Raw genomic sequence first — 13,590 nt, 5'->3', positions numbered from 1 at the left:
GTAATCACTCTGATTATACTTTGAATTAAATAAATCTAATTGTTCTTGATGTTCCCCTTGAATGTTAAGATTTATCATTTTTTTAGCATATCCTTCAGATGATTCAAATAAAATATTCTTTAAAGTGTAGTCAAAGCATCGCTCACTTAGAAAAATAATTTTTTCCATAACATAGTTAGGAAATTCCTCAGTAATTGAATAATATTTATGAAAAGTTACCTGATAATGGATTCCGAAAAATATAATGAAAATCTGCCTTAGTTCATACATTTTACTTAATGTTGTACAACAACTACTAATCACACTGTCTAGTATGGATGCGATAATTTTATTGTTATATTCGCCAACTCTAAAAATCAATCTTTCTTTATCACTTTTTAACTTTAACAGATTGTCATAAATCTCTTTTCTAGTTGGAAAATCAAAGTAACGTACTTTCCTATACTGCCTATTACTTTTTCCTAAATCCTCTCTCAAAAATTTTATAAATCCACTCACAAAGACAGAATTATATACCTTTTGATAATCTCCTTGTTTAATCTCAGAGTTTTTATTTCCTGACTTGGATTTCATTTTTACCATAGGTGTATCAAAATCATAATGTTTTTCACCTATCTTTACAATTTTATCCTTAAAATCGACGATAATTGCTCTACAATTAGAAAGGAATTCAAAAGAGATATTCGTTAATGGAGGTCTCAAATCTCCATATATCATCAAAGAATACTTTGAACTAAACTCATCAATAAATAGATTATATTTTTGCTTCATCTGTTCTTCAAGATTTTGAAGAGTTTTTCTTTTATCTTCCAAAGACTTAAAAATATAATAATCGTTCTCATGCTTAATTACTCTCGAAGTATCTAGTTCAAGTCCCAGTTCTGCTATTCCTTCAAACGGAATTAAGCATAATTTTTTATCTAAACTTAATAACATTTCATCCTGACTTCGGTCAGAATACTTTTGAGTTAACCCTTTATTTATCTCAAATAGGATATGAGAAATTTTTTTATATTCTTTTCCAAACCATGATTCATTAATTATCTTTAATAATTCATCTTTATCCTGCTTAGAGAAAAAAGCTTGATTCATATTATCAAGATTCTTTTCAAATGCTCTAACTTTCTTTCTTATAGTATCTTTATCAAAATGTATTCGTACATCCCCATTGTTCCAAAGAGTATAAATATCATTAATAGTAAAGTTACTTTCATAAATGTTGCTCATTTTAGCAAAAAGAAGTTCGGAGATACAATCATCCCAAGTTTTAAATTTTTCACCTAAGAAGTCATGAACCCCTTTATTGAGTTCTTCTCTTAAATAGACATAGCGTAATATTCCATAACCAATAGATAAGGACTTAGATACACTAATTAAATTTTGGAATTTCTGTTGATAATAAATATTGTCTCCCATAAAAGTTCCCTCAATCCCAGGCTTACAATGAAACCATCTTTTGTTTTAATTATACATGAAAGATTTAAGAAAATACAAATTCAAATTGTATATAGATAAGTCTTTCAAAAAAATATTATGTCCTACCTGATGCGCATCAAATGGACGGATTGAAACTCAAACATAGACTTATTTAATTGTCTCAATCTATGTAAAAAGTTTCACCGTTTTATTTGGTGTGCTTTTTCATACCTTTATCGGTCAAACTATACTAGTTTCTTTCCGTCCCTGGACGCAAAGGAAAGAAAAATGACTTATTCAAACGTAATTAAAAAACTCTACACTAAATTATTAGGTAAAGCTATCAAACAAAAAATGACAGATTTAAAAATCTTACAGAATCAAATTGCATATGACTACTCAGCTGATGATATTGAACTTCTTTCAGAAACAACTGTTGGTCAAATTATCAAGGGAAAAAGAAATCTTAGTTTCAATGCCTCGCTTGCCTTCCAAGCCTCTCTTAATTACAAAACACCAAAAGAATTGTTTTTCCCAAGCCAAGACTTTGAATTACAACTAATCGAAGCCATTATTATGACGGTTATAATAGATTCTTGTTTTGACCAAACTATACTAAAGAAAACTCTAGTAAATAAACTCAATGGACAAATAAACCACTCAACTATATCTAAATTCATAAACACCTATCGAAATCCATTATTACAATCATTATCTCAATTTATTCCGGAATTTCCTGAAGAAGAAACTTCCTACCAAATCGCCGAAAAATTAACTGATTGGCTTTCAGAATTAGCGTGTCTTATATCATAACATCCATTATAAACTATCAAAAATTATGACAGTTTAACTAATTCAAATATTATAGACTATATTTGTTCTTAGCTAAGACGAAATTTAAAAACGAGGTATTACACATGAAAACACGTAATCGCAAAAGTGGCTACTCAGCCAATACTGCAACTGAATATATCGACAAGAAGCAAGCTATTTACTGCTTAAGCACTGAATTAGAACCACAGATTCGGTTTGAGGACAACCAGCCTACTGGGGAGATAATCGCTTATAAAGCTTGGTTTTCACAAAAAGGGCTTCCTCCATTCACTGTGAAATTTAACTCTGAGGTAACTCTTCCACCTTATATGACCATGGTTACATTTGATAACCTTCAAGCTTGTGAGGTTGGTTACAATGTTTATTTTAAAGCAGACGGAATCACGGAGGTTAAGTAATGACAAAACGAGAACTAGAACAATACCTTCTCCAGAGTCTTAACATGGGGCTCGGTACTCTAATGCAAGGTGAGACAAGCTACACTAACAGTTTTGACTGCAAAATTATGGACGAAGGTTTTCTATTTCTTCCTCGCTTGCCTGCTGGCTATATTATCGACGATGAACTCTACCAAAAAATCTTCCTAATTGCTAACGCATCATTGTACCCACGATATACTTTGCTAAAGCAAAACTCTGCTTATTTTATGGCTCTTGACACTAATGATATTCATGTTCAACGTGGTCTCTTCTTTCCATGGAAATTAGGGGTCTCCGAACGACTTATCATCTCTGATTTAGACAGCTTCACTAAGAGTCACGAGGAAGACATTATTCCAATCATGAAAAATCTTGTCCTAGATTATAATAACGTCACTTCTCTAGCCATTGCCGGCAATAGTGGCTCAGGAAAGTCATACACCCTGACCTATCTTCTTAGTCACCTCAAACAGATCTCTGACCTTATTATAATAGACCCAAAGTTTGATACCCCATCACGATGGGCAAGAGAAAATGGCATTGCCGTTATCCATCCTAAACGAAACCGCTCTAAATCAGATTTTGTGTCTGAAATCAATGAAAATCTTAGTGATTGCCTTAACCTTATCCAACAAAGGCAAGAGATTCTATATAACAATCCAAATCAGCACTTCGACCATCTAACTATCGTGATTGATGAGGTCCTAGCTTTGTCAGAGGGTGTTAATAAGACAATCAAAGATTCCTTCTTTTCTCTCATGTCCCAAATTGCCCTTTTAGGTAGAGCGACAAAAGTTCACTTACTGCTGGTAAGTCAGCGTTTTGACCATAATACCATCCCTGTATCCGTTCGTGAACAGTTAAATGTACTCATTCAAATTGGAAATATCAATAAGAAAACTACGCAATTCCTATTTCCAGATCTTGACCCTGAGGGTATAGTCATCCCAATAGGAAAAGGAACTGGGTTAATTCAAATCATCGATAACGAACACCCTTATCAAGTCCTACCTTTGCTCTGTCCAACCTATTACACTAAGAAAGGTATCTTATAAATATGAAAAAATCATTCTTCCAAAAAACTTACAACCTTATCATAAATCTCACCATCATAGGTTTGATTTGTTTCTTAGCACAGTTCTGTTTAGGATTATTTTATCAAGCTATCGAACTGAGTGGCCTATCTCAATATAATAACTCTTTTATCCTAATCAATGATAGTCTAGATAATATCAAACAAGTCATCTTAGTTTTTTCAATCTCTATCCTAGCTATCTCCTCAATTTTGGTAATCGGTCAACTACTTTATCGGATTGCTAAAGATTCCCTTTGGAATTACTTCAAGTCAGTCTATCAAACCATCCGAATGCGTCAATTTCTTAAACAAGTCGAATACTCTGAACCTATCGTAACAATCGAAAACCAAACCATTACACGATTCAATCCTGTTTTGAGTGAATTTAACCAATCCGTTAGGAAATGCACTGTCGATATCCATCAAGAAGAGGTTTCTATTTTCTTAAAGTTGCCTAGAACTCAACAAGCTCAAAAACTTTTGAAAGATATGGAAGAACATATCAAAGAAGAAATCTCCAATTATAACCCCAACTACTATTTTTCCACACCTCTAAGGGTGGGAAATAAGCTCTGGTTTAAAGGAACTAAACGTTAATAATAGGGCAGTGCCTGGCTCACGTAGTGAAAGCCAAGTGTACTGCCTTTTCAAATAACATTTTTACTGTGTAATGGGGCTACTACGACCCCCATTACACCAATAATCAATAATCATAGGAAGGATAATACTATTGCCAAAAGAAAAACGGTCAAACAAATGGGCTTTCCTGATTTATAAAGAAAGTACACCCCATAATTACCTAGAAATCCTTGAAGAGTTACATATACCTTTTGTACTCAGTCCATGGCATGATAAAGATATCAATAAGGAAACTGGTGAGTTCAAAAAAGCACACAAGCATGGTGCCCTATACTTTGAGTCCTTAAAGAGCTATTCTCAAGTATCAGAACTAATCAAAGAAAAATTAAATGGTCCATCCCATGTTGAACCTATAATGTCACCCAAAGGCATGTATGACTATTTTACTCATGCTGAAAATCCAGAGAAGACACCCTATAACATCAATGATATCGAATCAGGTTGTGGTTTTGAGCTTGATAAATTTTTAGTCAACAGTAATACAGATAATTTTTTATCCTTAATTATTGATATTATAGAAGAACACAACTTTACAGAGTTTAATACACTCGTGAGGTATGCACGAACAGATAACCCTTATCTTTTGGGACTGTTAATGAACAAAACCTATTTTTTTGCTAAGTATTTAGACTCTCGACGACATCAGAAAGATAGAAAAGAGGATAAGTAAATGATTCAAATTGTAGATAAAATTGAACTAATGATCCTTACAGGATATACCGATGCACAGGCTAGCAAGTTGATCAGAAAAGCCAAACAAAAGCTCCTACAAGATGGCTTTGAGTGGTATGGAAATAAAAAGGTGGGACGTGTCCCTTTAAAAACCATTGAAGACATTCTAGGTGTTGAGTTATCCGCTAAACATGATATAATTAATCCCGTACTGGAAGATACTGTTAATGAGTAAGGAGATTACACATGGCAGTAACTAGACAAAAAAATAAAAAATGGAAGGTGGATCTTAGTGATGGTTATGACGCTATAACAGGCGGTCAAAAGCGTCACAGAAAAACAAATTTCAAATCACGTAAAGAAGCTGAACGTTATGAAGCTGATTACCGTATCAATAAACTTCATCAAGTGGGACACAAAGACAAAGTCTCTGTAGCTTACCTCTACTCTCTTGTCAAAGAAGAAGATGAAATCCGAGGTAATAAAAGAGGTACTATCGACAGTCAAAAATCTTATTATCGGATGTACGTCTCTAAGTATTTTAAGAATGCTAATATGAAAGAGGTCTCGCTTCAAGATATCAAGCAATATCGTGACTGGTTAAGAAAACAACCTAGCGTAAAAGGTGGCACACTAACCAATTCACACATTAATCAACAAATAATCTTTGTTCATAAACTGTTTGATATTGCTGTAACCAATGGCATTAGAACGAACAATCCTTGTGATGGTCTGCGTCGTTTGCCACAACAACACAAAGAAATGGCCTACTATACACCTGAACAATTTAAACGATTTGATTCACTTTTTGAGGAATCAGAATATCAATACCAGCTTTTATATCGGTTATTGATGTATACTGGTGTTCGAATTGGTGAGGCACTAGCACTTACTTGGGAGCAGATCAACCTTGATGAAAAATACGTTGATGTAAAATTTTCAGCATACTACCGAAATAGTGAGGTTCATATTGGAACTGTTAAGACTACTCAATCTAACAGACGCATATACATTCACAATGCTTTTGTAGAAGAGCTAAAAAGTTGGAAAGCAAAGCAATTTGAACTACTCAAGGCTTTTACAGACAACACTGACTCTTTACAGATTTTCCAAAACTCACCAGAGGTTCTAACCAGTCCAGATATTTCTAATTTCAGGACAAAACTGAAAAAACGCATGCCTAAAAATTTAAAACTGATTCGTAATCATGATTTTAGACATTCTCATGCAGCCTTTCTCGTCTCACAAGGTCTTAGAAATGGAGAGGGAAAAGACTATATTTTCTTCACACTTATGAAACGTCTTGGACACAGCTCTATCAACACAACAATAAATGTATACTCACATTTATTCCCAACTCAACAAAAAGAGGTAGCTTCTGCCTTTGATAATTTTTAAAGAATAAGGCAAAATAAGGCATCAAAAAGTAACAAACAGGGGCTAAACCCTTGGTATGAAAGGAATCTAGAAAATATTATGATGAACATGCAAAACATGATGAAGCAAGCTCAAAAGCTTCAGAAACAAATGGAAAAAAGTCAAGCTGAATTGGCTGCTACAACTTTCACTGGAAAATCAGCACAAGACTTGGTAGTTGCTGAATTAACTGGTGACAAAAAAGTAGTTAACATCACTTTCGCTGATGCTGTCGTAGATCCTGATGATGTGGAAACACTCCAAGATATGACTGTTCAAGCACTTAACAATGCTCTTGAACAAATTGACGAAGCGACTAAAAAATCAATGGGTGCCTTTGCAGGTAAATTGCCATTCTAAAAAACGAAAAGGAATCTCACGGTTCCTTTTTCTATATACTCATCTAGCAACTCAGTCATAACATACAAAAGACTTGGACAAGAAATCCAAGTCTTTTTGTGTTAGTCATATAAAAATTTTATTCTTCAACCAAAGCAAGACCTGACTGTGCGTCTTCTTCGTTTGCCAATTTATAACGATTCTTTTGACCTAAGTAAATACTCGCTGAATCCAATGAACTTTCTAAAGTAGGGTAATTCACATCTTCATTCGCTGTTTGGGAAGGTACAGGTCCTGAGATTAATAGTTCATCATCATTCTTGACATAAATCTGATATTCTCCAACCTCGCTAGTTTGAGCTAAAATCTCATTCAACAAGCCTGGGTCAAGCGTTTGAGCTACTCCATCAACCACTTGATTAGAGTCTTGCTTATGCTCCGACGAATCCACTACCTCGGTGATAACGATGTAGTCAGGAGTTTCCTCATCTGTAGTCTTAGATTCTTCAGTTTCTGGCTGTTTTTGTCCAGGTGTTTCTTGCTTCTTCGTATCCTGAGCTTGCCCATCATGATTCTTCAAGTCTTCATCACTAACGGTTTGAACCTTAGTCATATTGGCATCTAAATCAAGTTTAGGAGTTTCTTTGACGTCAGCCGAGGCCCCACTGGTACCCATGAATAGAGCCAGAGTCCCCAAAGTAGCAATTAAGCTGATTATTGCTTTGCCGATAAAACCATTATCTTTGTTCTTAATCATAAATCCCTCACTATTTATTTGGTTAGCTCTAACTGGCTAACAAGGCGTCCTATTTACTGCTGTAGGAGGCAAAAGGTTGGTTGAGCTGTTTGACCACCCCTTCACCCAGATAACAATATTAGCATGCAATCCTCTTGATTTCAAGCGTTTCTTTAATTTTTAAGCATTTTAAACAAATGACAACTTCATGTCTTAAAATTGGTGCTAATCTATTATCAGATTAGCTTTTTTACGTTATGCAAATGGTAATTTCTTTAAGTAGTACTTAGGGAAATAATAGTTATTTTTTAGACAGATTCTTCAGAAAGCACTTTTGCTGACTCATCTTCCCAAAAATTTTATCGGATAGCAAAATTCTGTCCAAACACTTTAAATGTAACTATAAAAAAGAATTCTTGAGACAGGAAGTCGAATTCTAAACATCCTAAAATAAGATTAGGAACTAGAATTCCTCTATTAGTCAAAAGAATGCCACAACAAAAGGATTTAAGGGTAACTTTATGGAACATCCCATAATAAATAACTAATCCTAAAGATGCACATCTCTCATTTAGATATATATTTTTAAGGTGTTTACAACTTCTTTAAAAATAACTAACACACAAAAAATCATTGCGAAAAGCCCTCTATTTCCCCATAAATAACTTTCCCCATATAGAAAATGTATCCTCCAAATTCAAAAAAATGTCCGTATTCTGGATACGTCATTGCTAGAAACTATGAAAAAACTCTTTATCTATCATCAACTTTGACGGAAAATTAGGTCCCCTTTGGCACCCCTATGATGAAGTATTTACCGACCTAAACTCTCCGATAATTATGGAAATTGAAAAAAAATAGTATATCCACTCTGTAAACGACTAAAAATTACCTAACTTTATAACTATTTCACCAAATCTTCACCTTACTCAAAGCTCATTTGAAATAGTATTTTCTCATATGTAAGCGCTTCGTCCACATTTCTGTCACATGTAAGAAGAACTTCTCTACTTTTAAACCTTTTTTTCCCTCAAAACCTAGATATTCCAAGGAAAATCCGTTACAATAGAGTACGGAAAGATAGGTAATTATCAGCATCATTATTTTCGTATGAAAGGGAAATTCATGGCTTATATTCAAATGAAGCATAGCTATAAACGCTATAAAACCGGTGATCTGGAAATTATCGCAAACAACGACGTAAGCTTTGATATCGAAAAAGGGGAGCTTGTCGTTATTCTTGGTGCCTCTGGCGCTGGGAAATCAACCGTTCTTAACATCTTAGGTGGTATGGACACCAATGACGAAGGCCGCGTCATTATTGATGGTAAGGATATCTCTGAATACACAGCCAAAGAACTTACAACCTATCGTCGTGAGGACGTTGGCTTTGTGTTCCAATTTTACAACTTAGTTTCTAACCTTACGGCCAGGGAAAACGTCGAACTAGCATCTGAAATCGTTCCAAACGCTAAAGATGCTACTCAAACACTCGTCGAAGTCGGTTTGGGAGACCGCTTAGACAACTTCCCATCACAACTATCTGGTGGGGAGCAACAACGTGTCGCTATTGCACGCGCCGTTGCCAAAAATCCAAAGATTCTTCTTTGTGATGAACCAACAGGGGCTCTGGATTATCAAACAGGGAAACAAATCCTGACCCTCCTTCAAGAAATGGCTCGCAAACAGGGAACAACTGTTATTATCGTTACCCATAATGCTTCTCTAGCTCCAATTGCCGATCGTGTCATTCGAATGCACGATGCCAAGATTAAGAGTGTGGAACTTAATCCTAATCCACAAAAAATCGAGGACTTGGAATACTAGAAAGGAGCAACGTCATGAAAAAAACAACTTATTGGAAAGATGTTTGGCGAACCTTTGTAGCTTCTAAAGGGCGTATGCTCTCGATTGCCTTACTTATGGCACTGGGATCCTTTGCCTTGATTGGTCTTAAAGTAACTTCTCCTAATATGAAGAAAACTGGGGAACACTTCTTCAAGACGCATCAAACAGCTGACTTGAGCTTAATCAGCACTTACAGTATCAACCAAACCGATCAGGACCTTCTCAATACAATTAAAAAGAAGAATGTAGACATCGAGTATGGTTATTTCAAAGATGCTGTCGTCAAGGGGACGAATACGGCATTTCGTATCTTCTCTAAACCTAAGAAAATCTCCACTTACGACCTTATTGAGGGGAAACTTCCTACCAAGGACGGGGAAATCGCTCTTTCCTCAACTTATAAAGAGGAATATAGCGTCGGAGATAAGATTAACTTTTCTGAGCCAGTAGATAGCTCAGGGCAAAAACAGTTAAAGGAACAAACATATACCATTACTGGTTTTGTTAATTCCTCTGAACTTCTCTCTAGGAACCGTCTTGGTAATGCCAGCGCTGGTACGGGGAAACTAGATGGCTACGCCATTGTGCCAGAGACGGACTTCACCTCTAATGATTACATGATTGCCCGCATCCGCTACAAGGATTTGGAAAATGTTAGTCCTTTTAGTGAGGAATACGCAAATAAGATTTCTGAACGAAAGGCTGAACTTAAGAAACTCTTTAAAGATGAACCTGAGAAACGCCTAACTGAGATCAAGTCTCAGTCTCAAGCTCAAATTACTCAAGCTAAACAAGAACTTGAAACAGCTCTCGCACAGACCCAGCAAATGGCTACAAGCAACGCTGCTGAAGCTGCTAGTGTCAAAGAAGCTACTACCAAGATTGAAGCCAAGCAAAAAGAACTCGAAGAAAGTCAAGCAATGGTTGATAATTTACCAGCGCCCAGCTATCAATTCTACTCGCGTCGAGAGATTCCGGGTTCCGAGGGATATGTTGCTTATGAAAGTAATATTAACATCATTCACGATGTGAGTAACATCTTCCCTGTCGCTCTCTACTTTATGGCAGCTTTGGTTACCTTTGTAACCATGGGACGCTTTGTTGAAGAAGAGCGTGGTAAGGCTGGTATTTTCAACGCCCTAGGCTACAGTAATTCGCGAATTATCCATAAATTCGTCATTTATGGTTTGATAACGAGTATTACTGGTACAACCGCAGGTGTTATTACCGGTCATACACTACTTCCGATTCTAATTCACAACACTTATAAGAGCGATTTGCAGCTTCCTGCTTTTGAATTGCACTTCTACTTAGGACTTACCCTTGTGGCCTTCCTTTTAGGTCTCTTATCTGCTGTGCTACCTGCCTTTGTGGTCGCCAAGAAAGAGCTCTGGGAAAAACCTTCCCAACTCCTCCTTCCAAAACCACCTCGAGCAGGAGCTAAGATTGTCCTAGAGCGCATCACACCGCTTTGGAAACGTCTCAGCTTTACGGAAAAAGTTACCATGCGTAATATTTTCCGCTATAAGCAACGGATGTTTATGACCCTCTTTGGTGTCGCAGGTTCTATTGCACTTCTCTTCGCAGGTTTAGGAATTCGATCTTCTGTATCTAACCTTAACCAGCAACAGTTTGAAGACATCATTCACTATGATATGATTGTTGCCAAGCAACCAAATGCGTCAAGTGCTCTGGATGAGGAACTCACTAAACTCCTCGATGGCAAAGACGTCAAAGAATACTTGAATGTCCATTTTGAAACCTTGCAAAAAATTGCCGGTACCAATAAGGACACCCAAGAAATCTCAACCCTTGTCTTTAACGACCGTGACGAAAAACTCATTGACAGTTACGTTAGCTTACATGACCGAGACCGCAATAAGACTCTAAGGCTATCTAATGACGGAGCAATTATCTCTGAAAAAATGGCAAAACTTCTAAACCTCAAGGTCGGAGATACCATTACTGTGCAAAACAGTCAGGATGAATCTGTCAAGATTAAGATAGCTGGTATCACTGAAATGTACATGGGGCATTTTCTCTTTATGAATGCTAGCTACTACCAAAAAGCTTTTGGGACACCTTCAGTGAATAATGCCAACCTTGTTACTCTCGCTGAACCAACTAAGCAAAATGTTGAAAATATGGCAGCCAAATTCATCAACTTGCCAAATGTTTACGGTGTTGTTCAAAACAATAACCTTAAACTGCAAATCAGCACTATGGTCAATTCATTGACACAGGTTATTGGTATTTTGATTACGGTTTCCATTCTCCTTGCTGTGGTTGTTCTCTATAACCTAACTAACATCAACGTTTCAGAACGTATCCACGAACTTTCAACCGTTAAGGTTCTTGGTTTCTACAATAATGAAGTATCCCTCTACATCTATCGTGAAACTATTTACCTGTCTATCATCGGTATCTTCGTAGGGTTTGGTCTTGGACAAGCACTCCACCAATATATGGTAAGCATCATTCCGCCAGATCGTATCATGTTTGATCCATCGATCGGATTGGCTACTTACCTTCTACCAGCTGTTCTTATCGGCTTCATTCTTATTATCCTTGGCTTCGTTGTTAATAACCGCCTAGCCAAGCTTAATATGCTCGAAGCTCTAAGTTCAGTTGAATAAGCTAAAAACGCCTGAGAAGTAATTCTCAAGCGTTTTTTTATATTCGATAAATTTATTTCGTTTTAGTCTTAGCCAACTCCAAACAGTAGGTCTTTACATGACAATGAGGACAAGTCAACTTACGAGTCCTTGGTGTATGTCCGGCAATGGCAAATTCTTTAAAACTTGGATCAAAGGTCCTATGACAATTAGGACAAAGGTATTCAAACTGCTTTCTATAGTGAAACATCACTAAATTCACTACTATAATATAAGCAGGACAGACAACAAACAAACCTCTAGGATCCTTAAAATAATAAATGACTATCAGTAGGGCTATGATATAAAGAAGACTCGCTAGACTGATGCTCCCAAATATTCTCAACTGCAAATGACGCCATGATTTTTGATTTTCCATAAGACGTGAAATGTCTGACAAATCTTCCAACGAAAGTTGATGTCGTTTAGCAGTTGCTTTTTGCAAGTGACGGGCACGTTTTAGTTTGACCTCTATTTCCTCTGAAGACTTTTCCAAGCTCTCGATTTGATCTGTCAACAAAAGCTCTAAAACCTGTTCCCTATTCTCCTCTTGCAAGAGTTTTTTGATTTGATTAATTGAGAAATCCAAATCTCTTAAGAAACAAATGACTTGCAGGCGTTCCAAATCTGAGTCGTGGTAGATTCTCCGACCACCTTCTGTGACTTCAGATGGCGTCAAAATACCACGTTGATCATAGTACTGGACAGTCCTAACAGACACTTCTGCTGCCTTAGCCAACTCTCCTGTTGAAAACTGCGACATCTCAGTCACCTCCTTTTAAGATTTTCTATCAAAGGAGGACTTTGGCCACCCTTGATACCTAGATTCTACCTTATAACGCAAGGTAATATGCAAGCCCTAACCCTAGAGGATTTTCTTTTCTTACAGAAAAAGTTAGCTATCACTCTTTACACCCTTTACAGCTTCTGTAAAGCCCTAGTCGAAAAGGCCACCCAAACCTAAGGCAGCAAAAGGATTGTTACTGACTTCTTCCTGTTGCTCCAAAAGTTTGGCATTCTCATCTAATTCGAGAAACTTCTCGTAAATCTGTGCGGTCATACGAGCATCCTCCAAGCTGTTATGACCGTGTCCCTTGATTCCAAAGAAATCTGCCACACTAGTCAACTTGAGGTTAACAATACCGTTCAAATCAGAAGCACGACGGTCAAAGGCCTCATCGAAAACATCTAAAGCATATTGCTCTTCCAAATCTAAACCATTTTCAGCTAGAATAGGCAAATCCGACTTAAGGGCATTGTAACCGATAAGTGGTGTATCACCAACAAATGCCTTAAAATCCGCTAGAACGGACTCTAATTTCGGTGCCTTGGCAATCTTATCAGCTGTAATCCCTGTCAAACCATTGATAAAGGACTGCAAAGGAACATCCGAATAGACGAAAGAGTCAAACTGTCCCACTTCCTCATGCCGGTCCATCTTAACAGCTGACACCTGGATGATATGGCTAACGCCATCCACCGTGTTGAATTCCAAATCAAAGGCAATATAAGTTTCTACATTTTCCATCTTTATCTCCTACA

14 protein-coding genes are annotated in these 13,590 nt (G+C 36.7%); 10 read left to right on the top strand and 4 right to left on the bottom strand.

Going from position 1 to position 13,590, the window contains the following annotated elements; translation table 11 throughout:
* Window positions 1-1,416 (bottom strand): hypothetical protein (locus tag LG375_RS09415; RefSeq protein ID WP_225745696.1); only part of this gene is annotated, 1,416 nt, incomplete at its 3' end.
* Window positions 1,417-1,704: 288 nt separating this feature from the next.
* Between LG375_RS09415 and LG375_RS09410 the strand changes: the two genes are divergently transcribed.
* From LG375_RS09410 to LG375_RS09375, 8 genes are all read left to right on the top strand, one after another.
* On the top strand, window positions 1,705-2,229 hold the full coding sequence (locus tag LG375_RS09410) for a hypothetical protein (protein WP_225745695.1): 525 nt from the start codon (window positions 1,705-1,707) through the stop codon (window positions 2,227-2,229).
* Between the two features lie 104 nt (window positions 2,230-2,333).
* Window positions 2,334-2,648 (top strand): hypothetical protein, encoded by a 315-nt coding sequence (locus tag LG375_RS09405; protein WP_225745694.1) that lies wholly within the window; start codon window positions 2,334-2,336, stop codon window positions 2,646-2,648.
* On the top strand, window positions 2,648-3,724 hold the full coding sequence (locus tag LG375_RS09400; RefSeq protein ID WP_225745693.1) for a helicase HerA domain-containing protein: 1,077 nt from the start codon (window positions 2,648-2,650) through the stop codon (window positions 3,722-3,724). Before LG375_RS09405 ends, LG375_RS09400 begins: the two co-directional genes overlap by 1 nt.
* A 2-nt stretch (window positions 3,725-3,726) precedes the next feature.
* A complete protein-coding gene (locus tag LG375_RS09395; protein WP_037604070.1) occupies window positions 3,727-4,341 on the top strand; it encodes a hypothetical protein in 615 nt (204 codons plus the stop codon).
* A gap of 133 nt (window positions 4,342-4,474) precedes the next feature.
* The gene (locus LG375_RS09390) at window positions 4,475-5,053 is read left to right on the top strand and encodes a replication protein (RefSeq protein WP_225745692.1); all 579 of its coding nucleotides are present in this window, start codon (window positions 4,475-4,477) and stop codon (window positions 5,051-5,053) included.
* Window positions 5,054-5,290, top strand: a complete 237-nt coding sequence (locus tag LG375_RS09385; protein WP_037604072.1) for a DUF3173 family protein — start codon at window positions 5,054-5,056, stop codon at window positions 5,288-5,290.
* Between the two features lie 11 nt (window positions 5,291-5,301).
* The gene (locus tag LG375_RS09380) at window positions 5,302-6,453 is read left to right on the top strand and encodes a site-specific integrase (protein WP_225745691.1); all 1,152 of its coding nucleotides are present in this window, start codon (window positions 5,302-5,304) and stop codon (window positions 6,451-6,453) included.
* 78 nt (window positions 6,454-6,531) lie between these two features.
* Window positions 6,532-6,831 carry a YbaB/EbfC family nucleoid-associated protein gene (locus LG375_RS09375; protein ID WP_021143723.1) on the top strand — a complete coding sequence of 100 codons (300 nt, stop codon included), beginning with the start codon at window positions 6,532-6,534 and terminating at the stop codon, window positions 6,829-6,831.
* A gap of 118 nt (window positions 6,832-6,949) precedes the next feature.
* On the opposite strand, the gene LG375_RS09370 is transcribed toward LG375_RS09375, so the two are convergent.
* Window positions 6,950-7,567, bottom strand: a complete 618-nt coding sequence (locus LG375_RS09370; protein WP_225745690.1) for a hypothetical protein — start codon at window positions 7,565-7,567, stop codon at window positions 6,950-6,952.
* A 1,104-nt stretch (window positions 7,568-8,671) separates the two neighbouring features.
* Here LG375_RS09370 and LG375_RS09365 point away from each other — a divergent pair.
* The gene (locus LG375_RS09365; RefSeq protein WP_002884692.1) at window positions 8,672-9,373 is read left to right on the top strand and encodes an ABC transporter ATP-binding protein; all 702 of its coding nucleotides are present in this window, start codon (window positions 8,672-8,674) and stop codon (window positions 9,371-9,373) included.
* 14 nt (window positions 9,374-9,387) lie between these two features.
* Entirely contained in the window at window positions 9,388-12,030 is a 2,643-nt protein-coding gene (locus LG375_RS09360; RefSeq protein WP_225745689.1) for an FtsX-like permease family protein, read from the top strand.
* 52 nt (window positions 12,031-12,082) lie between these two features.
* Here LG375_RS09360 and LG375_RS09355 read toward each other — a convergent pair whose 3' ends face one another.
* Both LG375_RS09355 and LG375_RS09350 read right to left on the bottom strand, forming a co-directional pair.
* Window positions 12,083-12,811, bottom strand: a complete 729-nt coding sequence (locus LG375_RS09355; protein ID WP_211181059.1) for a MerR family transcriptional regulator — start codon at window positions 12,809-12,811, stop codon at window positions 12,083-12,085.
* 174 nt (window positions 12,812-12,985) lie between these two features.
* Window positions 12,986-13,576 (bottom strand): 3'-5' exonuclease, encoded by a 591-nt coding sequence (locus LG375_RS09350; RefSeq protein WP_211181058.1) that lies wholly within the window; start codon window positions 13,574-13,576, stop codon window positions 12,986-12,988.
* Window positions 13,577-13,590 lie beyond the last annotated feature (14 nt).

Source organism: Streptococcus sp. Marseille-Q3604 (genome assembly GCF_916619785.1).
Classification (GTDB): Bacteria; Bacillota; Bacilli; order Lactobacillales; family Streptococcaceae; genus Streptococcus.
Note: the sequence above shows the minus strand (reverse complement) of the source record. Positions and strands in the feature narration are given on the sequence as shown.